The sequence below is a fragment of the Isoptericola hypogeus genome (genome assembly GCF_039531145.1).
GTDB lineage: Bacteria > Actinomycetota > Actinomycetes > Actinomycetales > Cellulomonadaceae > Isoptericola > Isoptericola hypogeus.
Genome location: NZ_BAAAPM010000009.1, coordinates 157,565 through 181,400 on the forward strand (window position 1 = coordinate 157,565; position 23,836 = coordinate 181,400).

Sequence of the window (23,836 nt, forward strand, 5' to 3'; positions counted from 1 at the left end):
CCGGGCCCCTCGTACGTCGCGGCTCGGGCGCCGCGGAGGAAGGTCAGGTACGACTGCGCCGCATCAGCCCGAGCACGAGGCTCACGACGAGCACGATCACGCCGATCCAGATGAGGAACTGGCCGATCTCGGTGGCGAGCCCGAGGATCACGAGCACGACGCCGACGAGGATGAGGATGAGCCATGCGGGCATGGTGACCTCCCGTTTCCATGCGGCGCCCGTGCGGCGCCGCCGTGTATCGAACCTCCCACAACGGTGTGATCCACGCGAATCCGCTCCCCGGGCTCAGGGGGTGACGTGGGTGGTGTGCACGACGTCCTCGATGACGCGCGCGACGGCGTCCAGCGCCGGTCGGCGCGGGGTGGCTGCCGGCTCCAGCAGCACGATCTCCCGCTCGACGACGTCGCGCAGCGTGCTCGTGAACACGTCGGTGCCAGGACGCAGCCCGCGCATGACCGGGGTCGCGAGGGCCACGCCCAGGCCCTGGGCGACGAGGGCGAGGGTCGTCGAGGTGTCGTTCACCTCGTGCGCGGGCCGGGGCTCGAAGCCGGCGGCCCTGCAGGCCCCGCGCACCGCCGCGCCGTAGTGCGTCGGCATGGGCGGCAGGATCCACGGCAGGTGGGCGACGTCGGCCAGGTGCAGCCGGTCCGGCAGGTCCCACGCCGGCGAGGACACGAGGGCGAACCGCTCGGTGCGCAGCGGGCGCAGGGTCGTGCCCGGCAGGCGGGGGATCGGCGCGCGCGGGTAGTCGAGGCCGAGCCCCAGGTCGACGTCCCCGCGCCGCACGCTGGCGGCCACGTCGTCGACGGTGAGCTCGAAGCCCTCGAGCACGACCTGCGGGTGCGCGGCGCCGACCTCCGCGACGATGCGGGGCAGCAGGCTCGCGGCGACGGTCGCGAAGGCGCCGAGCCGCACCGTCCCCGCCGCGTGACCGGTCGCGGCCCGCGCGGCGCCGACCGCCTCGCGCTGCGCAGCCAGCAGGTCCTCCGCCCGGCCCGCCAGTGCCGTGCCCGCCTCGGTGAGCACGACGCCGCGCCCCTGCGGGCGCACCACGTCGGTGCCGAGCGCCCGCCCGAGGGCCGCGAGCTGGTGCGACACCGCCCCGGTGGTGTAGCCGAGGGCCGTGGCCGCCGCCGTCATCGTGCGGTGCTCCGCGAGCGCGCACAGCGCCCGCAGGCCCGACCACGGCAGGTCACGGGCGGGCAGGTCGCGCGCGGCCTCCGATCCCGCGGGTGCGCCGTCGCCGGACCGTGCGTCGGTGCGTGGGTCGGACGAGAGGATTCCCATCCCGCCAGGCTACAACCGTTCAGGAGACCTGAACGGTTTCGGCGACAAATCTTCGATGGTGCTGGACACTCGAGCGCGCCACGATGACGACGACGGCGGAACCGCCGGTCGACAGCACGGGCGAGCTGCGCGGACGAGGAGGTCGGGTGGCGGCAGGGCTGGGCGTCCCGCGACATGGCGCCCCCCGGCATCGCGCGCCACAGCGCGGGGCGCGGGGCACGCTGCCGCTGCCCGCGCGGGCCGACGTGGTCGTCGTCGGCGGCGGGGTGATGGGTGCGTCGGTGGCGTTCCACCTCGCCGAGGACGGTGCCGACGTGCTGCTCGTCGAGGCCGGCGAGCTGGCCGGCGGCAGCTCCGGCAAGCCGATCGGGGGAGTCCGGGCGCAGTTCTCGCAGGCCGCGAACGTCGCGCTGGGCCACCGCAGCCTCGAGCTGTTCGAGGACTTCCGGCGACGGCCCGGCGCCGACATCGGGCTCCGGCAGCCGGGCTACCTCTTCGTGCTCCCGACCGACGACGACGTCGAGCTCTTCGCGGCGTCCGCGGCGATGCAGCGCGGGCTCGGCGTCGACGCGCGCCTTCTCACGCTCGCCGAGGCGCGCGGCCTCAACCCGTACCTCGCGGCCGAGGGGTACGCCGGCGCCGCGTACGCACCGCGCGACGGCTGGGCGCATCCCGGCGCCGTCGTCGCCGGGTACGCGGACGGCGCCGAGCGGCACGGGGCGCGGGTGCGCACCCGTGCGGCCGTGACCGGGATCGAGCCGGACGCCGAGCCCGGCGGCCCCGGCGGCACCGACGGGCTCGTCGTGACGACGTCGCGCGGCCGGGTGCGGGCGCGCACCGTGGTGCTGTGCGCCGGCGCGTGGTCGCGCCCGCTGGGGGCGATGGCGGGCCTCGACCTGCCCGTCGACCCGGTGCGGCGGCAGATCGCGTTCACCACGCGGCTCGAGCGCCCGGCCGGCGTCCCGGCTGCGGGGCTGCCGTTTACCATCGACTTCGGCACGACGTTCTACCTGCACGACGGCCGCGAGCCCGGGGAGCTGCTGCTCGGCATGTCGGAGCCTGGTACGCCCGTCGGGTTCGACACCGCCTACGATCCCGCGTGGGAGCCGACCCTGCGCGCGGCCGCGGCCCGGTGCACGCCGGCCATCGCCGCCGCCCCGCTCACCGGCGGGTGGGCCGGGCTGTACGAGATGACGCCCGACCACGACGCCCTGATCGGCGAGGCCACCGCCCCGTCCGGTCGCGTCCTGTACGCGTGCGGCTTCTCGGGGCACGGCTTCCTGCAGGCCCCGGCCGTGGGCGAGGCCGTGCGCGACCTGTACGCCGGGCGCGCCGGCCCGGCGTCGGCCGCCGTCGACGTGTCCGCCTTCACCGCCGACCGCTTCGCCGTCGTCGGGGCCGGCGGGGAGGGGCACGCCGAGGCCAACATCATCTGACCCGCGACCAGGACCGACCCGACCCAGCGACTCGACGGAGAGACCGTGAACGACCAGCCACCGGACCTCGACACACCGGACCTCGACACACCGGACCTCGACACACCGGACCTCGACGCGCCGGACTTCTACGCGCCGTGGCAGCTGCGCGCCGCGTTCGCGCGCTCCCTGTCCGACATGTACGGCCACGAGGTGCCGGCCTACACGACGCTGCTGGAGGTGTCGCACGAGGTCAACGCGGACGTCGTGCGCGCCCGCGGCGCCGACGCCGAGCGGCTCGGCTCCATCGACCGCGTCACCGCCGAGCGGCACGGCGCCATCCGCGTCGGCACGCCGGCCGAGATCGCGCAGGTGGCACGGGTCTTCGGCGCGATGGGCATGCACCCCGTGGGCTTCTACGACCTGCGCGACGCCTCGTCGTCGTCCGTGCCGGTGATCTCCACGGCGTTCCGGCCGATCGACCGCGCCGAGCTGGCGCGCAACCCGTTCCGCGTCTTCACCTCCATGCTGGTGCCGGGCGACCGGCGGTTCTTCAGCGCGGACCTGCAGGCGCGGCTCGAGAACTTCCTCGGCGCGCGCACGCTGTTCCGGCCCGAGCTGCTGGCGCTCGCCGACCGCGCCGAGGCCGACGGCGGGCTGCCGACCGCCGAGGCGCGGGAGTTCCTGCGCCTGGCCACCGGGGCGTTCGAGCTCGGCCGGGAGCCCGTCGACCAGGCGTGGTACCGCGAGCTGGAGGCCGTCTCCGCCGTCGCGGCCGACATCGGCGGCGTGCCGTCCACGCACATCAACCACCTCACCCCGCGTGTGCTCGACATCGACGACCTGTACGCCCGCATGGAGGCGCGCGGCATCACGATGATCGACGCCATCCAGGGGCCGCCGCTGTGGGAGGGGCCCGACGTCCTGCTCCGTCAGACGTCGTTCCGCGCCCTCGCGGAGCCGCGCACGTTCCGCACGCCGACCGGCGAGGTCGTGCGGGACTCGCTGCGCGTGCGGTTCGGCGAGGTCGAGGCGCGGGGCATCGCGCTCACCCGCACCGGGCGGGCGCGGTACGACGCCGCCATCGCGCAGGGTGCGACACCCGGCGTCTGGCGGGAGACGTTCCCCGACACCGAGGCCGGGCTGGTGGAGCAGGGCCTGGGCTGGTTCACCTACGAGGTCGCGTCGTCGGTCGAGCCTGTCGAGACCACGACGGGTCTGTCCACCATGGTGCGCCGGGAGCCCGTCGTCTACGAGGACTTCCTGCCGCGCTCGGCGGCGGGCATCTTCCAGTCCAACCTCACCGACGAGGGGTCCAAGGACGCCAGCCAGGCCGGCGCGGAACGCGACGCGGACTGGATGTCCGGCGCCCTCGGGCGCGAGCTGCACGACCCCTTCGACCTGTACGCCGCCCAGGTGGCGGCGTCGCGCGACGCCGCGGCCACCCGCCTCGGCGTCGACCCCGAGACCCTCGACACCACCCCCGTCAGCAAGGGAGCCCAGGCATGACCGGCACCGACACGTCCACCACGCCCCGCACCACCCCGCTCACCGCCGAGCTGCGCGACGCCGCGTCGGCGGCGCTGGGACGCCTCGGCGTCACGCTCCCGCTGGTTGAGCCTGTCGAAACCACCCCAGGGATCTCGACAAGCTCGACCCTCGAGGTCGTCTCGCCGCTGTCCGGGGAGGCGATCACGACGCTCCCCGAGGCGGGGGCGACCGACGTCGACGCCGCCGTCGCGGCAGCGGCAGAGGCGTTCCGCGCGTGGCGCTCGGTGCCCGGCCCGGCCCGCGGCGCGGTGGTCAAGCGCCTCGGCGAGCTCCTGGTCGAGCACAAGGCGGACCTGGCGGAGCTCGTGACGATCGAGGCCGGGAAGATCACCTCCGAGGCGCTCGGCGAGGTGCAGGAGATGATCGACGTCTGCGACCTGGCCGTGGGCCTGTCGCGGACGCTCGGCGGGCGGACGATGCCGTCGGAGCGGCCCGGCCACCGGCTGATGGAGCAATGGCACCCGCTGGGCGTCGTGGGCGTGATCAGCGCGTTCAACTTCCCCGTCGCGGTGTGGTCGTGGAACACGGCGATCGCCCTGGTCTGCGGCGACACGGTGGTGTGGAAGCCGAGCGAGAAGACGCCGCTGAGCGCGCTCGCGTCGAACGCGCTGCTGCGTCGCGCGCTGACCGAGGCCGGGCACCCGGCGGCCGTGAGCACCGTCGTGGTGGGCGGGCGCGAGGCGGGGGAGGCGCTCGTCGCCGACCGTCGGGTGGCGCTCCTGTCCGCCACCGGGTCCGAGCGCATGGGGCAGCAGGTCGCGCCCGTGGTCGCTGCCCGCGGCGGGCGCTACCTGCTGGAGCTCGGCGGCAACAACGCGGCCGTCGTCGCGCCGTCGGCGGACCTCGACCTGGCCGTGCGCGGCATCGTCTTCGCCGCGGCCGGGACGGCCGGGCAGCGGTGCACGTCGCTGCGCCGCCTGATCGTGCACTCCTCGGTCGTGGACGACGTCGTCGCGCGCCTCGAGCGGGCGTACGCCGGGCTGCCGGTCGGCGACCCGCGCGCGGACGGCACGCTCGTCGGGCCGCTCACCGACGCCGGCGCGCGAGAGCGCATGGCGGCCGCGCTGGACGAGGCGCGGGCCGACGGCGGCACGGTCGTGGTGGGCGGTGACGCGGTGGCCGTGGACGGGGCGCCCGGCGCGGCGTACGTGTCGCCCGCGGTCGTGCGGATGCCCGCGCAGACGGGCGTCGTGCGGCGCGAGACGTTCGCCCCGGTCCTCTACGTCATGGCCTACGACACGCTCGACGAGGCGATCGCGTTGCACAACGACGTCCCGCAGGGGCTGAGCAGCGCGATCTTCACCCTCGACGGCCGCGAGGCCGAGGTCTTCCTGTCCGAGGCGGGCTCCGACTGCGGCATCGTCAACGTCAACATCGGCACCTCCGGGGCAGAGATCGGCGGCGCGTTCGGCGGCGAGAAGTCCACCGGCGGCGGGCGCGAGTCCGGCTCCGACTCGTGGAAGCAGTACATGCGGCGCGTCACGAACACCGTGAACTACTCGACCGACCTGCCCCTCGCCCAGGGGGTCAACTTCGGCTGACCGAGGGTCGCCCGTCGAGCCTGTCGAGACCGCCGCACCGGACCGCGGTCCCGGCAGGCTCGATCGAGGGGTGCCAGGCCCGGGACCGGCACGGCACGACGGCCACGGCGATGCCGCGGCGGGGCGTGACGAACCTGACCCCGGGGGGACCCCGCCGGTTTGCGACAATGGGGGACGTGACTTCCACCCTCGATCCCGTCAGCACGACGCCGCGGCCCGACCGCGCACCCGGCGTGCCGCCGTCCGAGACCCGGGTGCTGCCGCCGCTGCAGATCGGGCCGATCACCGTCGACACCCCCGTGGTGCTGGCGCCGATGGCCGGCGTGACCAACCGGGCGTTCCGCACCCTGTGCCGCGAGGCGGGGGCGTCGCAGGGCTTCGACCCGGGGCTGTACGTGGCCGAGATGGTCACGAGCCGGGCGCTGGTGGAGCGCAACGTCGAGTCGCTGCGCATCGTGACGTTCGGTGACGACGAGACCCCGCGCTCCGCGCAGGTGTACGGCGTCGACCCGGCGACCGTGGGCGCCGCGGTGAAGATCATCGCGGGCGAGGACCGCGCCGACCACGTCGACCTCAACTTCGGGTGCCCGGTGCCCAAGGTGACGCGCAAGGGCGGCGGTGCCGCGCTGCCCTGGAAGCGTCAGCTCTTCACCGACATCGTGCGCGCCGCCGTCGAGGCCGCCGAGCCGCACGGCGTGCCGGTGACGGTGAAGATGCGCAAGGGCATCGACGACGACCACCTGACGTACCTCGAGGCCGGCCGCATCGCGGAGTCTTTGGGCGCGGCAGCCGTCGCCCTGCACGCCCGCACCGCGGCCGAGCACTACTCCGGCACCGCCGACTGGACCGCGATCGCGCGGCTCAAGGAGGCCGTGACGACCGTCCCCGTGCTCGGCAACGGCGACATCTGGTCGGCCGAGGACGCCGTGCGGATGGTCCGCGAGACCGGCGCCGACGGCGTCGTCGTCGGGCGCGGCTGCCAGGGCCGCCCGTGGCTGTTCGCCGACCTCGCGGCGGCGTTCCACGGCGCCGAGACCCGCGTGCGCCCCGGCCTGCGCGAGGTGGCCGACACCATCTACCGCCACGGCGAGCTGATGATCGACTACTTCGACGGCGACGAGGGCAAGGGCATGCGCGACCTGCGCAAGCACATGGCCTGGTACCTCAAGGGGTACGCGGTCGGGGGAGAGACCCGGCACGCGCTGGCGATGGTGTCCACGCTCGCCGAGCTGCGCGAGCGCCTCGACGCCCTGGACCTCACGCTCGGCTACCCCGGCGAGGACGCCGAGGGCCCGCGCGGGCGCGCCGGGTCGCCCAAGCAGCCGCACCTGCCGTACGGCTGGCTGGACTCGCGCGACCTCGACGCGGAGTTCGAGGCGAGGCTGCGCGAGGCCGAGCTGAGCGTCAGCGGCGGCTGACCGGACCTTGTCGGTCGAGCTTGTCGAGACTCCGTTCGTGGGTCTCGACAAGCTCGACCGACGAACGGGTCAGGCGCGGAGCCAGACCGTCGTGTCGGCGGGGACGCGCGCCTGCGGGACGGCGGACCGGTCGGAGAGTACGGGCCCGGAGGCGAGCAGCACCTCGGCGCCGGCCGGAAGGACCACGGGCTCGGTGCCCAGGTTGGCGATCACGGCGACGCCGCGGTTGCGGTAGGCGACGACGTCCGGCGACGAGGCCCAGGCGTCCAGCCAGGCGAGGCCGCCGTGGCCGAGCCCCTCGGCGCGCCGGGTCGCGAGCGCGGCCCGGTAGGTCTCGAAGGTCGAGCCCTCGACGCCGTACTGCGCGTCGGCCGCGTACCGCGCGAACGACTCGGGCTGCGGCAGCCAGGTCTCGGCCGTCGCCCCGAAGCCGTAGCCCGGCGCGGCCGCCGACCAGGGCAGCGGCACGCGGCAGCCGTCGCGTCCGGCCTCGGCGCCCTCGGTGCGGAAGAACGCCGGGTCCTGGCGCACCTCGGCGGGGAGCGACGTGTGCTCGGGCAGGCCGAGCTCCTCGCCCTGGTACAGGTACGCGGAGCCGGGCATGCCCAGCATCAGCAGCGTCGCGGCCCGGGCGCGGCGCAGGCCGAGCTCCTCGTCGGGCTGCGGGTCGGTGGCGAAGATGCCGTTCGGCCGCACCGACGGGTCGGCGGCGCCGAGGCGCGACGGGTGCCGCACGACGTCGTGGTTCGACAGCACCCAGGTGGTGGGGGCGCCGACCTCGTCGTTCGCCCGGTAGGACGCCGCGACGACGGTGCGCAGCGCGGGCGCGTCCCAGCCGGTGGTGAGGAACGAGAAGTTGAACGCCTGGTGCATCTCGTCCGGGCGCACGTACCGCGCGAGCCGCGAGAGCGGCTCGACCCACGCCTCCGCCACGAGGCAGCGGTCGCCGTCGTACTCGGCGAGGACCTGGTGCCACGCGCGGTAGACGTCGTGCACGCCGTCCTGGTCGAACATCGGCCCCGCGTTGCCGGCGCCGGTGGAGCCGTCCTCCGGCGCGCCGGGCTCGACGTCCTTCTCGAACGAGGCGGGGGCGCCGCCCTCGCTCGAGCCGGCGACCATCTCGACGTGCCCGTCCCAGTCGGGCAGCCCCTCGGCCTTGATCAGGCCGTGGGCCACGTCGACGCGGAAGCCGTCGACGCCACGGTCGAGCCAGAACCGCAGCACCTCCTCGAACTCCGCGCGCACCTCGGGGTGCGTCCAGTCCAGGTCGGGCTGGGAGGAGTCGAACAGGTGCAGGTACCACTGCGGCCCCAGGGGGCCGTCGTCGTCCCGCGGAGCGAGGCGCGTCCAGGCCGGGCCGCCGAAGATCGACTGCCAGTTGTTCGGCGGCTCGTCGCCGGCGGGCCCGCGGCCGTCGCGGAAGACGTACCGGGCGCGCTCGGGGGAGCGGGGCGCGGCGGCGAGCGCCGCGGCGAACCATACGTGCTGGTCGGACGTGTGGTTCGGCACCAGGTCGACGACGACGCGCATGTCGCGGGCGTGGGCGCCGGCGAGCATCTCGTCGAAGTCGGCGAGCGTGCCGAACAGCGGGTCGACGTCGCGGTAGTCGGCGACGTCGTAGCCCGCGTCCTTCTGCGGGGAGCGGTAGAACGGCGAGAGCCAGACGGCGTCCACGCCGAGCGTGGCGAGGTGGTCGAGCTTGGACGTCACGCCGGGGATGTCGCCGATGCCGTCGCCGTTCCCGTCGGCGAACGACCGCGGGTAGACCTGGTAGATGACGGCGTCGCGCCACCACTGGCCTGCGGCGTCGCTCCCGGCGTGCACGACGGCGCCGGCGCGCGTCGGGTCGAGGGTGGGGGTGGTCGGCTGGGTGGAGGTCATCGGCGGCTTCCTCACCTGGTCGGGCGGTGTCCTGGTACGACCGACGAGTGTAAGCCTTGCAGCAACCGTTGCAGAACGTCTCAGTCCCTGGGCGCTGCGCCTGTCGACCCGCGCACGACCAGCTCGGGGGTGAAGAGCAGCTCGGTGCGCGGCGCCCGCTCGCCGTGGATCTCCGTGAGCAGCGCGCTCACGGCCGCCCGGGCCATGGCCTCCACCGGCTGCCGCACGGTGGTCAGGGGCGGGTCGGTGAAGGCGATCAGCGGCGCGTCGTCGTACCCGACGACGGACACGTCGTCCGGCACCGTCAGGCCGCGCGAGCGCGCGGCGCGCATCGCGCCGAGGGCCATGAGGTCGGACGCGCAGACGACGGCGGTGTGGCCCGCGTCGAGGAGCTCCGCCGCGGCGGCCTGGCCGCCCTCCAGCGTGTAGAGGGTCGAGCGGACGTGCTCCCGCGCGGCGGCCTCGTCGTCGGCCAGCCCGTGGCGCACGAGGGCGGCGAGGAAGGCGGCGAGCTTGCGCTGCGCCGGCACGTACCGCTCCGGGCCGATCGCGAGGCCGATCCGCGAGTGACCCAGCGAGACCAGGTGCTGGACGGCGACGTCCACGCTCTCGGCGTCGTCGGGGGAGACGAACGGGGCGTCGATCCCGGCCGCGTAGCCGCCCACCAGCACGATCGGCACGCCCTGGCTGCGCAGCAGCTCGTAGCGCGTGTGGTCGGCGCGGCTGTCGGCGTGCAGCCCCGAGACGAAGACGATCCCGTCGACGCTGTGGTCGACGAGCGTGCTCACGTACTCGTCCTCGGTGGTGCCGCCGGGCGCCTGGGTGCACAGCAGCGGCGTGTACCCGCGCTGGGCGAGGAACGACTCGATGGCCTGGGCGAACGCCGGGAACACGGGGTTGGTGAGCTCGGGGACGATCAGCCCCACGAGGCCGGCCGAGCGGCCCCGGAGCGCCGACGGGCGTTCGTAGCCGAGCACGTCCAGCGCCGTGAGCACGGCCTGGCGCGTCGAGCTCGCCACGCCGGGCTTGCCGTTGAGCACGCGCGAGACCGTCGCGGTGGAGACGCCGGCCTGCTCGGCCAGGTCGCTCAGTCGGGTGCGCACCCGAGTGATCGTATGGGACACCGGACCTCCTCGTCCTGGATGATCGACGCCGCGCGGACGGGCGCGTCGTCGTGGGTGCCGGCGATGCTGCAAGCACGTTGCTGAAAAGTTATCGCAAGATCTTGCAATCCGTGCAGCCGGTCCGTACGTTGTGGCCAGCAGGGCCCGGCGGCAAGCGTCGCCGGCGGGCCGTCCACCGATGACAGCTGGGAGTACTCACGATGCGACGGAGCATCCTTCTCGCCACCGCCCTGGCCAGCACGCTGGCCCTCACGGCGTGCGGCAGCGGCGACACGGGCGGCAACGCCACCGAGGAGCCCACGGGCGAGGCGTCGAGCGCGGCGCCCGAGGCGACCGGCTCGCTCACCGTCTGGGTCGACGAGACTCGCGAGGCGGCCGTCCAGGCGGCCGCGGAGGCGTACGAGGAAGAGTCCGGCGTCGACGTCGAGCTCGTCCAGAAGAACTACGAGGACATCCGCGCCGACTTCCTCGCGCAGGTCCCCACCGGCGAGGGCCCCGACATCACCGTCGGTGCGCACGACTGGCTGGGCGAGTTCACCACCAACGGCGTCGTCGCGCCGATCGAGCTGGGCGACAAGGCCGCCGAGTTCGAGGAGGTCTCGGTCCAGGCCTTCACGCAGGACGGCCAGGTCTACGGCCTGCCGTACGCGATCGAGAACATCGCGCTCATCCGCAACACGGAGCTGGCGCCCGAGGCGCCCGCCACCTACGACGACATGGTCGCCGCGGGCGAGAAGGCGGGCACCAAGTTCCCGTTCCTCATCCAGTCCGACGGCGGCAACGGCGACCCGTACACGTTCTACCCGTTCCAGACGTCCTTCGGGGCGCCGGTCTTCGCGCAGAACGACGACGGCTCCTACCGTCCCGAGCTCATGCTCGGAGGCGAGAACGGCGAGGCCTTCGCGACCTGGCTCGCCGAGGAGGGCGACGCGGGCCACTTCAGCGTCGACATCACCTACGACATCGCGGTCAACGCGTTCGCGAACGGCAAGTCGCCGTTCATCATCGGCGGACCGTGGATGCTCGAGAAGTTCGCCGACCTGGACCTCGCCATCGACCCGGTCCCCGCGCCCGGCGACCAGCCCGCGCAGCCGTTCGTCGGCGTGCAGGGCTTCTACGTCAGCGCGCAGAGCGAGAACGCCCTGCTGGCCAACGACTTCCTCGTGAACTACCTCGCCACCGAGGAGGCCCAGACCGCGCTGTTCGAGGCAGGCGGCCGCCCGCCGGCGCTCACCGCGGCCGCGGACGCCGCGTCGTCCGACCCGATCGTCGCGGGCTTCCGTGAGGTCGGCGCCAGCGCCGTGCCGATGCCGTCGATCCCGGAGATGGGCTCGGTCTGGTCCTTCTGGGGCGTGACCGAGGCGAACATCTTCTCGGGCAAGGCCAAGGACCCGGTGGCGGCGTGGGACAAGATGGTCTCCGACATCGAGGGCGCGCTCGGCTGATGTCCCGTCCCCGCTACAGGGGCGCCGAGGCCGGCTCCGGGAGCTTCTCCGGAGCCGGCTTCGCCGTCAAGCTCGTGCTCATCGCCCTCGTGGACGCCCTCGGCGTCTTCGGCGTCCTCGCCGCCTGGAAGGCCGGGTCGTGGGGGATCCTCGCGGCCATGGTCGCGCTGCTCGTCGCGGCGAACTGGGTCTACTTCACCAAGCGCGCGCTGCCGCTGAAGTACATCCTGCCCGGCCTGGCGTTCCTGCTCGTCTACCAGGTCTACGTGATCGGCTACACCGGCTACGTCGCGTTCACCAACTACGGCGACGGCCACAACTCCACCAAGGAGCAGGCGATCGAGGCGCTGCTCGTGCAGAACGAGCGCCGCGTCGAGGGCTCGCCCTCCGCGCCGCTCACGGTGGTGGCCTCCGACGGCGGGGACCTCGGGTTCGCCGTCACGGACGAGGCCGGCGAGGCCGAGGTCGGCACGGCCGACGAGCCGCTCGCCGAGGCGCCCGACGCCACCGTGTCCGACGGCGTCGTCACCGCGCTGCCCGGCTGGACGGTGCTGGACCGTCAGCAGGTGCTGGAGCGCCAGGACGAGGTCACCGCGCTGCGCGTGCCCGTCTCGGACGACCCCGCCGACGGCTCGGTGCGCACGCAGGACGCCCGCACGGGGTACGTGTTCCAGTCGGTGCTGGAGTACGACGCCGGCGCCGACACGATGACCGACACGTCGACCGGGGTGGTCTACACCCCGAACGACGACGGGCAGTTCGAGGCCGCGGACGGCACGACGCTCCCCGTGGGCTGGCGCGTCACGGTCGGGTTCGAGAACTTCGCGACCGCGTTCGGCGACCCGCGCTACGCGGAGCCGTTCGTCAAGATCCTCGCGTGGACGTTCGTGTTCGCGGCCCTGTCGGTCGCGACGACGTTCGCCCTCGGGATGTTCCTCGCGATGGTGTTCAACGACCCGCGCCTGCGCGGCCGGAAGATCTACCGGACGCTGACGATCCTGCCGTACGCGATGCCGGGGTTCCTCGCGGCACTGCTGTGGGCCGGCATGCTCAACGAGAGCTTCGGGGTGGTGAACCAGGTGCTGCTGGGCGGCGTGAGCATCCCGTGGCTCACCGACCCGTGGCTCGCCAAGGTGTCGGTGCTGCTGGTCAACCTGTGGCTGGGCTTCCCCTACATGTTCCTCATCTGCACGGGCGCCCTGCAGTCCCTGCCGGGCGACGTGTACGAGGCGGCGAAGATCGACGGCGCGGGCCGATGGCGCACCTGGCGGTCCCTCACGATGCCGCTGCTGCTGGTGGCCACGGCGCCGCTGCTCATCTCGAGCTTCGCCTTCAACTTCAACAACTTCACCCTGATCAAGATGCTGACGGGCGGCGGGCCGCGGTTCGAGGACGCGTCCGTGCCGCTCGGGCACACCGACATCCTCATCTCGATGGTCTACAACGTGTCGGGGCTGGACGGCTCGGCGCCCCGGGACTACGGGCTCGCCAGCGCGCTGTCCATCGTGATCTTCGTGGTGGTCGGGGCGATCTCGGCGATCGCGTTCCGCCAGACCCGCAAGCTCGAGGAGCTGAGCTGAGATGACGACGCACACGCAGGCCCCGGCGCTGCCGGGTCACGGTCAGGGGCAGAGCCAGCAGCTGCGCACGCGCATGCGCCCGGGCCGCTGGGCGCGGGAGCTGGGCTGGCGGCACGTGGTCGGCGTCCTCGCCGTGGCGTTCGCCGTCTTCCCGCTCGTGTACGTGCTCTCGGCGTCGCTGTCGCCCACGGGCACGCTCACGGGGTCCAACGAGCTGTTCGCCGAGGTGAGCGGCACCAACTACGCGGCCCTCGGCGACACGAGGTTCTGGACCTGGATGGGCAACACGCTGGTCATCGGCGTCGCCACCTCCGTGGGCACGGTGCTCATGGGCGCGGCGGCGGCGTACGCGTTCTCGCGCTTCCGGTTCACGGGCCGGCGGCTGGGGCTCACGTCGCTGCTGATCATCCAGATGTTCCCGCAGATGCTCGCGTTCGTCGCGATCTTCCTGCTGCTCATCTCGCTGGGCCAGGTGGTGCCCGCCCTGGGTCTGAACTCGAGGCTCGCGCTGATCTGCGTCTACCTCGGCGGGGCGCTCGGGGTGAACACGTTCCTCATGTACGGGTTCTTCAACACGATCCCGCGGGAGCTCGACGAGGCGGCCAAGATCGACGGCGCCTCGCACGCCCAGGTGTACTGGACGATCATCCTGCGGCTGGTGACGCCGATCCTCGCCGTCGTGGCGCTGCTGAGCTTCATCAGCACGTTCGGCGAGTTCATCATCGCCCGGGTGGTGCTGCAGTCGGAGTCGAACTGGACCCTGGCCGTGGGCCTGTACGGATGGGTGTCGTCGCTGCTCGAGGCCAACTGGGGGCTGTTCGCCGCCGGGGCCGTGCTGTCCGCGCTCCCGGTGCTGGCGCTGTTCCTCTTCCTGCAGCGGTACATCGTGGGCGGGCTCACCGCGGGCTCCGTCAAGGGCTGACGCCCGCGCCCTGGTCCGAGCCCCGGTCCGTTGCCACGGACCGGGGCGCGCCGCCGGGGCGCCGACACGCCGGGGGCGGCGCGCCGAGGTGACCGCCGTCCTTGTGGCGGCGGTCACAGCCGGGTCCTAGCCTGAGCGTCATGACCGACGACACGCGCACCTACGCCCCGGACCTCGCGCGGCTCTCCGACGCCGCCGACGACTCGTTCTCCGTGCGCCGTGCGTACGGCGAGCCCTATGAGCACCAAGGCCAGCTCGTCATCCCCGTCGCCAAGGTGTGGGGTGGGATCGGCACCGGCTCCGGAGGGGGCGCGGGCACCGGCACCGGCCACGGGGCCGGCACCGGCGCCGGCAGCGGGACGGGCAGCGGCACCGCCGGCGGGTCCGGCCGGGGGACCGGCCAGGGCGCCGCCGGCGGATGGAGCCGCTCCTTCCGGTTCGGCTCCGGCGATGCGGCGCTCTCGGCGCCCGCGGAGGGCGCCGAGGCCGCGGCCCCGGACGACGCGGGGTCTCCCGCCGCCGGGGCGCCGCAGGGCTCCGCGCACGGTGACGCCTCGGGCGACGCCAAGGGCGAGGCGAAGGGCGAGGCGAAGGGCGAGGCCAACGCCGAGCTCCACGGCGAGGGGCAGGGCGAGGGCGGCGGCGGGGGCGGCGGCTACGGCCTGCGCGTCAAGCCGCTGGGTGTCGTCGTCGTCTCCGCCGAGGGCACCCGCTTCCAGCCCGTGCTGGATCTCAACAGAGTGATCCTCGGCGGACAGGCCGTCGGGATCGCGATCGCGCTCGCCCTCGGGTGGGCGATCGGGCGCCGCCGCCGCTAGGGACGCCGTCAGGTCGTCGGTCCGGCGGGTGGGCGCCGGACGAGAGGACGACATGACGACGCACGACCACCTGCTCGACCAGCCGCACCACGACGGGTCAGAGGTCTTCGTGACGCCCGGCACGCCGGCGCTCGGCGACCCCGTTCCCGTGCGCGTGCGGGTGCCGAAGGGCTCCGGCGCGCGCGGCGTCTGGCTGCGCACCGTCCGCGACGGCGAGCCGCGGATGGCCGCCGCCCGGCCGGACGGCGGCGACGCGCACGAGGACTGGTTCGCCGCCGACGTCGTCGTGCACCACCCGGTCACCTCCTACCGGTTTTTCCTCGACGTGCCCGGCGGGTACCGCTGGCTCGACGGGCGCGGGGTCCACGACCGCGAGGTGCCCGACGCCGCGAGCTTCCGCCTCACCACGCACGCCCCGGCGCCCGGCTGGCTCACCGAGGGGCTCGCGTACCAGGTCTTCCCGGACCGGTTCGCGCGCTCGGCCGCCGCCGACGCGCGCGAGCTCCCGTCGTGGGCCGTGCCCGCCGCGTGGGACGACGAGCCCGCCGGCTCGGGCCCGCTGGCCGGCACGCAGTATTACGGCGGTGACCTCGCCGGGATCCGCGAGCGGCTGGACCACCTCGAGGCGCTCGGCGTGCGCACCCTGTACCTCACGCCCGTCTTCCCGGGCCGGTCCAACCACCGGTACGACGCCGCGACCTTCGACGCCGTCGACCCGCTGCTCGGCGGGGACGCCGCCCTCGGGGCCCTGTCCCGGGCGGTGCACGCGCGCGGCATGCGGCTCATGGGCGACATCACGACGAACCACACCGGCGACGGGCACGAGTGGTTCGCCCGCGCGCTCGCCGACCCGGCGTCGCCGGAGCACGAGATGTACGTGTGGGCCGACGCCGGACCGGACGTCGTGCACAGGGCTGACGGCGTGCCGCCGTACGTCGGGTGGCTCGGGCACGGGTCGCTGCCGAAGCTGGACTGGGCCACCCGGGAGACGTGGCGGCGCATGGTCACGGGGGACGACGCCGTCGTCGCCCGGTACCTGCGCGAGCCGTTCGGTCTGGACGGTTGGCGCGTCGACGTCGCGAACATGACCGGCCGGCGGGGGAGTGCCGACCGCGCGCTCGACGTCGCGCGGGCCGTGCGCGCGCGGATCGTGGCCGAGCGGCCGGACGGCGCGCTGGTCGCCGAGCACTTCCACGACGCCTCCGCCGACCTGGCGGGCGACGGCTGGCACGCCAACATGAACTACGCGGGGTTCACCCGGCCGGCCTGGTCGTGGCTGGTCCCCGCGGCGTCCACGGTGCCGTCCCTCGACCTCCCGGTGCCCGTGCCGCGGCGGCCGGCGTCCGCGATGGTCGCCACGATGCGCGAGTTCGCCGCGGCCGTGCCGTGGCAGGTCACGGCCGCGCAGTGGAACATGCTCGGCTCGCACGACACCCCGCGGCTGCGCAGCCTCGTCGGCTCCCGCGACCTGGTGGAGGTGGCGGCGGCGCTCCTGTTCACCTACCCCGGAACGCCGGTCGTCCTCGCGGGCGACGAGGTCGGCGCGACCGGCACGAACGGCGAGCACGGCCGGGTCACGATGGCATGGGACCAGGCGTCCCGCGGCGGCGGCCCGCGCTGGGACGCCGCCACCCTCGGCGTCTACCGGCGGCTGTCGGCGCTGCGTTCGTCGTCGGGCGCCCTGCGCGCGGGCGGCCTGCGCTGGGCGCTCGTGCACGACGACGCCGTGGCCTACCTGCGCGAGACGCCCGGCGAGCGCGTGCTCGTCGTCCTCGCCCGCGCGCCGTGGCCGGGCACCCGGCTGCCGCGGCACCTGCTCGCGCCGGGCGCGCACCCGGAGGTCCTGTACGGCGACGTCGCGCTGACGGTCACGGGCTCGGGGCTCGAGGTCGCCGGTGACGGCCCGGGCGTGGGCGTCTTCCGCCTCGCCTGACGACCGGCCGCCCTCCTGAGCGCCGTCCACCCCGGTCGCCGTCCACCCCGGTCGCCGAACACGGGGTTCGGGTCGGAAAGCGGGCGGAAAGCGATCCCGATCCCGTGTTCGGCATGGCAGCATCGGGCCCGTGAGCCGCGACCTGGGACGCATCGCCGTCATCTCCGACGTCCACGGCAACCTCGGCGCGCTCGAGGCCGTGCTCGCGGACGTCGCCGCCCGGGGGATCGCCCGGGTGATCAACCTCGGCGACGACGCCGGCAAGGGCCCGCGCGGGAGCGCCGTCGTCGACCGCCTGCGCGAGGTGTGCGACGTCGACGTCCGCGGCAACTGGGACGACTTCCTCCCTGCGATCCCAGACGACGGGGACGGCGGGCTGGTGTGGTGGCGCGACGAGCTGCGCGCGGACCAGCGCGCGTGGCTCGCGTCGAAGCCGCTGAGCCACGACCTGCTGCTGTCCGGCCGGCGCATCCGGCTGTTCCACGCCTCGGCGACGGACGTGCACACGCGGGTACGCCGGTATCACTCGCGCGAGGAGTTCCACGGGATGTTCGCGACGACGGAGCTCACCGGCCCCGGCCCGGAGCCGGTGGTGGTGGGGTACGGCGACATCCACCAGGCGTTCGCGGACGTCTACCGGGGCCGGACGCTGTTCAACACCGGCAGCGTCGGCAACCCGATCGACGAACCCGTGCCGTCCTACGTGATTCTCGAGGGCGTGCTCGACTCGCCCGACCCGGGGCCGTTCGCCCTGCAGCACGTGCGTGTGCCGTACGACGTCGAGGCGGAGCTCGCCGTCGCGCGCGAGGCCGACATGCCGCAGTACGGACCCTGGGAGCGGGAGCTCCGCACGGGCCTGTACCGGGGGCTCCAGCCGGCCGGGTCGTGAGCCCGGGCGTCGGCGGCGGTCGCTAGGCTCAAGGCGTGCAGACCTTCGAGCAGGGCGCGTTCGACCCGACCGTGATCGGGCAGATGGCGCGCCCCGGCGAGGAGTGGCTCGGGTCGTACACCGACGCCGACACCGCGCGGTGGTTCCCCGAGCCGCCCAAGTCCAAGCACCGCACGGCGTTCGAGCGCGACCGCGCCCGGGTGGTGCACTCCTCCGGCCTGCGACGCCTGGGCGCCAAGACGCAGGTGCTCGGTCCCGGCAGCGACGACTTCGTCCGCACCCGGCTGACCCACTCGCTCGAGGTCGCGCAGGTGGGCCGGGAGATGGGGCGGGCGCTGGGCTGCGACCCCGACCTCGTGGACACCGCGTGCCTCACCCACGACCTCGGGCACCCGCCGTTCGGGCACAACGGCGAGCGCGCGCTGGCCGAGATCGCCGAGCCGATCGGCGGGTTCGAGGGCAACGCGCAGACCCTGCGGCTGCTCACCCGCCTGGAGCCCAAGATCTTCGCCGCCGACGGCACCCCGCGCGGGCTCAACCTCACGCGCGCCAGCCTGGACGCGAGCGTCAAGTACCCGTGGGCCTACCGGCGCGGCCCCGCGCGCCCGGACGGGGCGGCCACGCACAAGTTCGGCGTGTACCCCGACGACGCCCCCGTCTTCGCGTGGCTGCGCCGGGGCGCGCCCGCCGGGCCCTTGCGGTGCATGGAGGCGCAGGTCATGGACCTCGCCGACGACATCAGCTACTCCGTGCACGACGTCGAGGACGCCGTCGTGGGCGGCCGGCTCGACCTGCGGGTGCTCGACGACGCCGAGGAGCGGGCCCGCGTCGCCGAGCACGTGCGGGCCTGGTACGGCGACTGGCACGACCCGGATGCGCTGGACGACGCCCTCGTCCGGCTGCGCGACACGGGCTACCTCGTCACGGACTTCGACGGTTCCCGGCGCGCGCTCGCCCGGCTCAAGGACGCGACGAGCCAGCTCATCGGCCGCTTCAGCGGCGCGGCCCAGGACGCCACGCGCGAGGTCTTCGGCGATGGTCCCCTCACCCGGTACGCCGCGCAGCTGGTGGTGCCGCACGAGACGGCGGAGGAGATCCTCGCGCTCAAGGGAGTCGCCGTGACCTACGTGATGGCGCCGCGGGAGTCCGAGCCGCTGTACTCCGCGCAGCGCGAGATCATCGCGGACCTCGTCGACGTGCTCGCCGACCGCGCGCCGGTCGCGCTCGAGCCGGCCTTCGCCGCCGACTGGCGCGAGGCGGCCGACGACGGCGCGCGGCTGCGCGTCGTCGTCGACCAGGTCGCGTCGCTGACGGACGTGTCGGCCACGCAGCTGCATTCACGCCTCGTGCGCCGGCGCGCATGACCCTTCCCGTGCATGCGCGCCTCGTGCGCCGGCCGTGACCCCTCAGGCCTGAGCCGCCACCCAGGCGTCGCTGGCGCGCTGGACGTCGTCGGCGGTGACGTGCTCGGCGACCTGCGCGAAGAACCACCGGTGCCCTGCCGGGCAGCGCACGGCCGCCTGCCGGAAGCCGGGGAACCAGTCGCCCGGCTCCTGGGTGCTGGTCGCCCCCGCGGCGACGGCGCGGGCGTGCGCGGCGTCGGCGTCGTCGACGTTCAGGGTGAACGAGCCCGTGGTCGCGCCGTCGGGCTCCGGGGCCGCCGCGCCCTCGGCAGGGAATGCGGCCGCCACCGTGAAGGTGGACGACCCCGCCGGCGTGGTGATCCGCAGGTCGGAGTGGATGATCGCGTCGCCCGCGGTGATCTCGTCGATCACCTCGGCCCCGAGGCCGGCCACGTAGAAGTCGATCGCGGCGCGTGGGTCGGCGACGGTCAGGTTCGGGTGCAGCGGTGACAGGTCCATGAGGTCCCTCCGGGGTCGTCCTGGCGTTGGTGGTGGACACCCACCATGCTCGTGTCGGTGGGCGGTGCCAGTCTTGGAGGAATGCGACACGTGTTCGAACCGGAGTCTGGGCCGGCGCCCACCGCGTCGACGCGCGGGCTCGTCGACCCGGGCGCGGCGCGCAGCGGGTTCGAGCTGGTGCGCCTGCCGCCGGCGCCCGACCTCGCCGACCTCGTCGAGTGGCACTGGGTGGTCCGCTGGGACCTGCCGCCCGGGGCCGAGTTCACGCAGGTCGTCATCCCGCACCCGAACGCGAACATCGTGGCGGAGGCGGGCGGGTTCGCCGTCCACGGCATCCCGGCCGGGCTCTTCTCACGCACGCTGCGCGGCTCCGGCGCGGTGCTGGGCACCAAGCTGCGGCCCGGTGCGCTGCGCCTGCTGCTCGGGCACCCGGAGGCCGTGCGGCCGGGCCTGGTCGTGCCCGCGGCGGAGTCGTTCGCGGGGACGGCGGCCGGCGGCGCGGGCGAGGTGGAGGACGCCGGGCGGCTGGCGGTGGCCGCGGCCCGGGCGGGCGACGACGGCGGCGCGGTCGCGGCAGTGACGCCGCTCCTGCGCGCGGTGGCCGAGCGTCGCCGCACGCGCCGGTCGGCCGACGCGCTGGCGCGCGTGGCGCGGGCTCTCGCCGCGGTCGTCTCCGGCGAGCTCGGCCCCGACGCAGGGGTCGCCGAGCTCGCAACGGTCGCGGGCACGTCGACGCGCTCGCTGCAGCGGCTGTTCGCCGGCTGGGTCGGCGTGAGCCCCAAGTGGGTGCTGCAGCGCCATCGCGTGCACCTGGCCGCCGACCTCCTCGCCGCCGACCCGGCACACGACCTCGCGGCGCTGGCGGCCGCCGTCGGCTACTACGACCAGGCGCACCTGAGCACCGACTTCGCGCGGGCCCTCGGCTCCACGCCAGCCGCCTACGCCCGGCGGTGCGCAGCGTCCCGCGAGGCGCTCGTCGGTGCAGCGTCCGCGGGCCCCGCTCGCGGCGTCCTGCCGGCCGGCGGGCGGGCATAGACTCCGACCCGTGGCGGGGTTGATCAAGCGCGAGGACGTGGAGGCGGTGCGCGACCGCGCACGGATCGACGAGATCGTCTCGGCGCACGTCACGCTCAAGCCCGCCGGGGTCGGCTCGCTCAAGGGGCTGTGCCCCTTCCACGACGAGCGCTCGCCGTCGTTCCACGTGCGCCCCGGCGTCGGCCGCTGGCACTGCTTCGGCTGCGGCGAGGGCGGCGACGTCATCTCGTTCGTGCAGAAGATCGACGGCATGGGCTTCGCCGAGGCCGTCGAGTACCTCGCCGACCGGGTGGGCGTCCAGCTGCGGTACGAGGACTCCCGCACGGGCGCGGCGTCCGCCCCGGGCCGCCGCGAGGAGCCCGGCAAGCGGCAGCGGCTGCTCGAGGCGCACCGCGTCGCCGCCGAGTTCTACTCCGAGCAGCTGTTCGGCTCCGGCGCGCAGGCCGGGCGCGCCTTCCTCGCCGAGCGCAGCTTCGACCGCGCCGACGCGGAGAAGTTCGGCGTCGGCTACGCGCCCACCGGGTGGGACGCCCTGCTGCGGCACCTGCAGGGCCGCGGCTTCACGCAGGCGGAGCTCGTGGCGTCGGGGCTGGTCAGCCAGGGGCAGCGCGGCATCTACGACCGGTTCCGCGGCCGCCTCGTCTGGCCGATCCGCGACGTCACCGGCGCCGTCATCGGCTTCGGCGCGCGCCGCCTGTACGACGAGGACCAGGGCCCCAAGTACCTCAACACCCCCGAGACCACGCTCTACAAGAAGTCGCAGGTCCTGTACGGGATCGACCTCGCCAAGCGCGCCATCGCGCAGTCCAAGCGCGTGGTGATCGTCGAGGGGTACACGGACGTCATGGCGGCGCACCTGTCGGGCGTCGAGACGGCGGTCGCGACCTGCGGCACCGCGTTCGGCGGCGACCACGCGAAGGTGGTGCGGCGGCTGCTCGGCGACACGACGGCGGGCGGCGGGCTGCAGCTCGCGTCCGGGACGTCGCTCGGCGGCGAGGTCGTGTTCACGTTCGACGGCGACGCGGCCGGCCAGAAGGCCGCCGTACGGGCGTTCGGTGAGGACCAGCGCTTCCACGCGCAGACGTTCGTCGCGGTCGAGCCGAGCGGGATGGACCCCTGCGACCTGCGGATGGCGCGCGGACCCGAGGGGGTGCGTGCCCTCGTGGACGGCCGGGTGCCGCTGTTCGAGTTCGTCATCCGCACCACGCTGGACCAGTTCGACCTGGAGACCGTGGAGGGGCGCGTCGGCGCGCTGCGCTCGGCCGCGCCCCTGGTCGCGGGGATCCGCGACCGGTCGATGCAGCTCGGGTACGCGCGCAACCTCGCGCGCTGGATCGGCATCGACACCGAGGAGGTGCGGCGCGAGGTCGGGCGCGCGGCGTCGACGCCGTCCCGGGCGGCGGGGCCGGACCGGCGCTCGGAGCGGCGGCCCGGCGAGGCGTCCGCCCCGGGCGCGGCGGACGGGACGTCGACGGTTCCCGTGCTGGCCGCGCCCGACCCGCGCGACCCGGTCGCGCGGCTGGAGCGCCAGGCGCTGATCGTCGTGCTGCAGTACCCGCAGCACGTCCCGCCGGCGTTCGACGACCTCGGCGAGGACGCGTTCGGGGTGCCCGCGTGGCGCGCCGTGCACGCCGCGGTGCGGGCCGCCGGCGGCGCCGCGACGGGCCGCGAGCTGGGCGGCGGCCGCTGGGTCGAGGAGGTCGTGGAGCAGGCGCCGGAGGCGGTGCTGCCCCTGGTCACCGAGCTCGCCGTGGCGCCGGTGCCCGAGGACCGGGAGAACGTCATCGGGGCCTACGTCGCGGACGTCGTGCGGGCGCTGGTCGACCTCGGTCTGACGCGGCGCGTGGCCGACGCCAAGAGCCGCCTGCAGCGGCTGGACCCCGCGGCCGACCCCGACGCCTACCGGCTGGCGTTCGAGCAGCTGCTGGCGGTCGAGCAGCAGCGCCGGACGCTGCGCGACAGCGCCTGACGGCGGTCGGCGGGCTCAGGCGCCGTCGACGCCGCGAAACCGGGCGTGCAGGGCGCGGACCTCGTCCGCCAGCTCGGGGGCCGGGCCACGCACCGCGACGCCGGGCGCGACGGCCGGCACGGGCAGCGGCGCGACCGCCCCGGGGGCGACACCCCACTCCCGCAGCCAGCCGGTGAGCTGCTCGGTGCTCACGGCGTACACGATCGGGCCGAGCCAGACCCAGGCGTGGGCGGCGCTGCACATCGGGCAGTGCTCCCCCGAGGTGTAGACGGTGGCTCCGCGGCGCTCGTCCGGCGTGAGGTGAGCGGCCGCCCAGCGAGCGATCTCGAGCTCGGGGTGCCGGGTGGCGTCGCCGTCGGCCACCCGGTTGCGGTCGGCGAACCGCACCACCCCGCGCCCGTCGACCAGGACGGAGCCGAACGGCTCGTCGCCGGCGTCGAGCGCCTCGCGTGCCAGCTCGACGCAGCGGCGCAGGTGGACGAGGTCCTCCTCGGTGACGGTGGTCTCACGGTGCTCCATGGTCATCCTCTCTCGGGGGTGTCGCGAGCGAGCCGTGCACGATCGCGCGCGCCAGGCGTCGTGTCGTGGCGTCGTCGACGGGCACGGAGCCGGTGACGAGGGTCAGCAGCGCCCCGCCGTACAGGACGACCAGGGTCGGCACGGCCGCCGGGTCGACGTCGAGCCCGTTGTCGGCGTGCATGAGGGCCGTGAGGTCGGAGGCCTGGGTGGCCAGGCCCGCCATCGTCGCCGCGAGGGCCGGGCGGCGCCGCGCCTCGAGCTGGAGCTCGGCGATCGCCAGGTAGCGCTCGCGCTGCCGGGTGGCCGCGTCGAGCAGCGATGCGGCGAGCAGGTCGGTCATGAGGTCCAGGGTCGTGGCGCCCGGCGTGGCGGCGCCCGGCGTGGCGGCGCTCCGGGCCGGGGCGACGGACGCCTCCGTCGCCGCGCGGGCGTCGGCGAGGTGCCGCTCGACGATCCGTTCCGCGGCGGCGACGAGCAGCTCCTCGCGGCTGCTGAAGTAGTTGGCGGCCGTCCCCGCCGGGAGCTCGGCCGCGCGCTCGACCGACCGGTGCGTGAGCCCGTGGACGCCCGCCTCGGCGAGCAGCGCGATCGCGGCGTCGGTCAGGGCGCGGCGTCGTTCGGGGTTGGTCCGGGGCACGCGGTCAGT

20 protein-coding genes are annotated in these 23,836 nt (G+C 74.7%); 13 read left to right on the plus strand and 7 right to left on the minus strand.

Features of this window, described 5'->3' with window-relative positions:
• Positions 1 to 43: 43 nt before the first annotated feature.
• Entirely contained in the window at positions 44 to 193 is a 150-nt protein-coding gene (locus tag ABD254_RS18705) for a hypothetical protein (RefSeq protein WP_344250273.1), read from the minus strand.
• Positions 194 to 286: 93 nt separating this feature from the next.
• Positions 287 to 1,288, minus strand: a complete 1,002-nt coding sequence (locus ABD254_RS18710) for a LysR family transcriptional regulator (protein WP_344250274.1) — start codon at positions 1,286 to 1,288, stop codon at positions 287 to 289.
• Positions 1,289 to 1,371: 83 nt separating this feature from the next.
• Here ABD254_RS18710 and ABD254_RS18715 point away from each other — a divergent pair, with 83 nt between their 5' ends.
• The 4 genes from ABD254_RS18715 (at position 1,372) to dusB (ending at position 7,213) form a co-directional block, all read left to right on the plus strand.
• Positions 1,372 to 2,724 (plus strand): NAD(P)/FAD-dependent oxidoreductase, encoded by a 1,353-nt coding sequence (locus ABD254_RS18715; RefSeq protein WP_344250276.1) that lies wholly within the window; start codon positions 1,372 to 1,374, stop codon positions 2,722 to 2,724.
• Between the two features lie 45 nt (positions 2,725 to 2,769).
• Positions 2,770 to 4,212 carry a 2-oxoadipate dioxygenase/decarboxylase gene (gene hglS, locus ABD254_RS18720; RefSeq protein ID WP_344250277.1) on the plus strand — a complete coding sequence of 481 codons (1,443 nt, stop codon included), beginning with the start codon at positions 2,770 to 2,772 and terminating at the stop codon, positions 4,210 to 4,212.
• The gene (amaB, locus tag ABD254_RS18725) at positions 4,209 to 5,795 is read left to right on the plus strand and encodes an L-piperidine-6-carboxylate dehydrogenase (protein WP_344250278.1); all 1,587 of its coding nucleotides are present in this window, start codon (positions 4,209 to 4,211) and stop codon (positions 5,793 to 5,795) included. Before hglS ends, amaB begins: the two co-directional genes overlap by 4 nt.
• 167 nt (positions 5,796 to 5,962) lie before the next feature.
• Positions 5,963 to 7,213 carry a tRNA dihydrouridine synthase DusB gene (dusB, locus tag ABD254_RS18730; protein ID WP_344250279.1) on the plus strand — a complete coding sequence of 417 codons (1,251 nt, stop codon included), beginning with the start codon at positions 5,963 to 5,965 and terminating at the stop codon, positions 7,211 to 7,213.
• Positions 7,214 to 7,282: 69 nt separating this feature from the next.
• On the opposite strand, the gene ABD254_RS18735 is transcribed toward dusB, so the two are convergent.
• Together ABD254_RS18735 and ABD254_RS18740 are read right to left on the minus strand one after the other, a co-directional pair.
• Positions 7,283 to 9,094 carry a glycoside hydrolase family 13 protein gene (locus ABD254_RS18735; RefSeq protein ID WP_344250280.1) on the minus strand — a complete coding sequence of 604 codons (1,812 nt, stop codon included), beginning with the start codon at positions 9,092 to 9,094 and terminating at the stop codon, positions 7,283 to 7,285.
• An 80-nt stretch (positions 9,095 to 9,174) separates the two neighbouring features.
• On the minus strand, positions 9,175 to 10,197 hold the full coding sequence (locus ABD254_RS18740; RefSeq protein ID WP_344250281.1) for a LacI family DNA-binding transcriptional regulator: 1,023 nt from the start codon (positions 10,195 to 10,197) through the stop codon (positions 9,175 to 9,177).
• A 221-nt stretch (positions 10,198 to 10,418) separates the two neighbouring features.
• Between ABD254_RS18740 and ABD254_RS18745 the strand changes: the two genes are divergently transcribed.
• From ABD254_RS18745 to ABD254_RS18775, 7 genes are all read left to right on the plus strand, one after another.
• Entirely contained in the window at positions 10,419 to 11,663 is a 1,245-nt protein-coding gene (locus tag ABD254_RS18745; RefSeq protein WP_344250282.1) for a sugar ABC transporter substrate-binding protein, read from the plus strand.
• Positions 11,663 to 13,243: an ABC transporter permease subunit gene (locus ABD254_RS18750; protein ID WP_344250283.1), complete on the plus strand. Its 1,581-nt coding sequence runs from the start codon at positions 11,663 to 11,665 to the stop codon at positions 13,241 to 13,243. The genes ABD254_RS18745 and ABD254_RS18750 overlap by 1 nt, the downstream gene beginning before the upstream one ends.
• A 73-nt stretch (positions 13,244 to 13,316) precedes the next feature.
• Positions 13,317 to 14,165: a sugar ABC transporter permease gene (locus tag ABD254_RS18755; RefSeq protein WP_344250618.1), complete on the plus strand. Its 849-nt coding sequence runs from the start codon at positions 13,317 to 13,319 to the stop codon at positions 14,163 to 14,165.
• A 140-nt stretch (positions 14,166 to 14,305) separates the two neighbouring features.
• Positions 14,306 to 14,983: a hypothetical protein gene (locus ABD254_RS18760; protein WP_344250284.1), complete on the plus strand. Its 678-nt coding sequence runs from the start codon at positions 14,306 to 14,308 to the stop codon at positions 14,981 to 14,983.
• A 52-nt stretch (positions 14,984 to 15,035) separates the two neighbouring features.
• Positions 15,036 to 16,916 carry a glycoside hydrolase family 13 protein gene (locus tag ABD254_RS18765; protein ID WP_344250285.1) on the plus strand — a complete coding sequence of 627 codons (1,881 nt, stop codon included), beginning with the start codon at positions 15,036 to 15,038 and terminating at the stop codon, positions 16,914 to 16,916.
• A 130-nt stretch (positions 16,917 to 17,046) separates the two neighbouring features.
• A complete protein-coding gene (locus tag ABD254_RS18770; RefSeq protein ID WP_344250286.1) occupies positions 17,047 to 17,805 on the plus strand; it encodes a metallophosphoesterase family protein in 759 nt (252 codons plus the stop codon).
• Between the two features lie 83 nt (positions 17,806 to 17,888).
• A complete protein-coding gene (locus ABD254_RS18775) occupies positions 17,889 to 19,169 on the plus strand; it encodes a deoxyguanosinetriphosphate triphosphohydrolase (protein WP_344250620.1) in 1,281 nt (426 codons plus the stop codon).
• A 42-nt stretch (positions 19,170 to 19,211) separates the two neighbouring features.
• Here ABD254_RS18775 and ABD254_RS18780 read toward each other — a convergent pair whose 3' ends face one another.
• Positions 19,212 to 19,667: a VOC family protein gene (locus tag ABD254_RS18780; RefSeq protein WP_344250287.1), complete on the minus strand. Its 456-nt coding sequence runs from the start codon at positions 19,665 to 19,667 to the stop codon at positions 19,212 to 19,214.
• Positions 19,668 to 19,757: 90 nt separating this feature from the next.
• Between ABD254_RS18780 and ABD254_RS18785 the strand changes: the two genes are divergently transcribed.
• Positions 19,758 to 20,702, plus strand: a complete 945-nt coding sequence (locus ABD254_RS18785) for an AraC family transcriptional regulator (RefSeq protein ID WP_344250288.1) — start codon at positions 19,758 to 19,760, stop codon at positions 20,700 to 20,702.
• 10 nt (positions 20,703 to 20,712) lie between these two features.
• Positions 20,713 to 22,671: a DNA primase gene (gene dnaG, locus ABD254_RS18790; protein WP_344250289.1), complete on the plus strand. Its 1,959-nt coding sequence runs from the start codon at positions 20,713 to 20,715 to the stop codon at positions 22,669 to 22,671.
• A gap of 15 nt (positions 22,672 to 22,686) precedes the next feature.
• Here dnaG and ABD254_RS18795 read toward each other — a convergent pair whose 3' ends face one another.
• Together ABD254_RS18795 and ABD254_RS18800 are read right to left on the minus strand one after the other, a co-directional pair.
• On the minus strand, positions 22,687 to 23,190 hold the full coding sequence (locus ABD254_RS18795) for a nucleoside deaminase (RefSeq protein ID WP_344250290.1): 504 nt from the start codon (positions 23,188 to 23,190) through the stop codon (positions 22,687 to 22,689).
• Positions 23,177 to 23,827 carry a TetR/AcrR family transcriptional regulator gene (locus ABD254_RS18800; RefSeq protein WP_344250291.1) on the minus strand — a complete coding sequence of 217 codons (651 nt, stop codon included), beginning with the start codon at positions 23,825 to 23,827 and terminating at the stop codon, positions 23,177 to 23,179. The genes ABD254_RS18795 and ABD254_RS18800 overlap by 14 nt, the downstream gene beginning before the upstream one ends.
• Between the last annotated feature and the right edge of the window lie 9 nt (positions 23,828 to 23,836).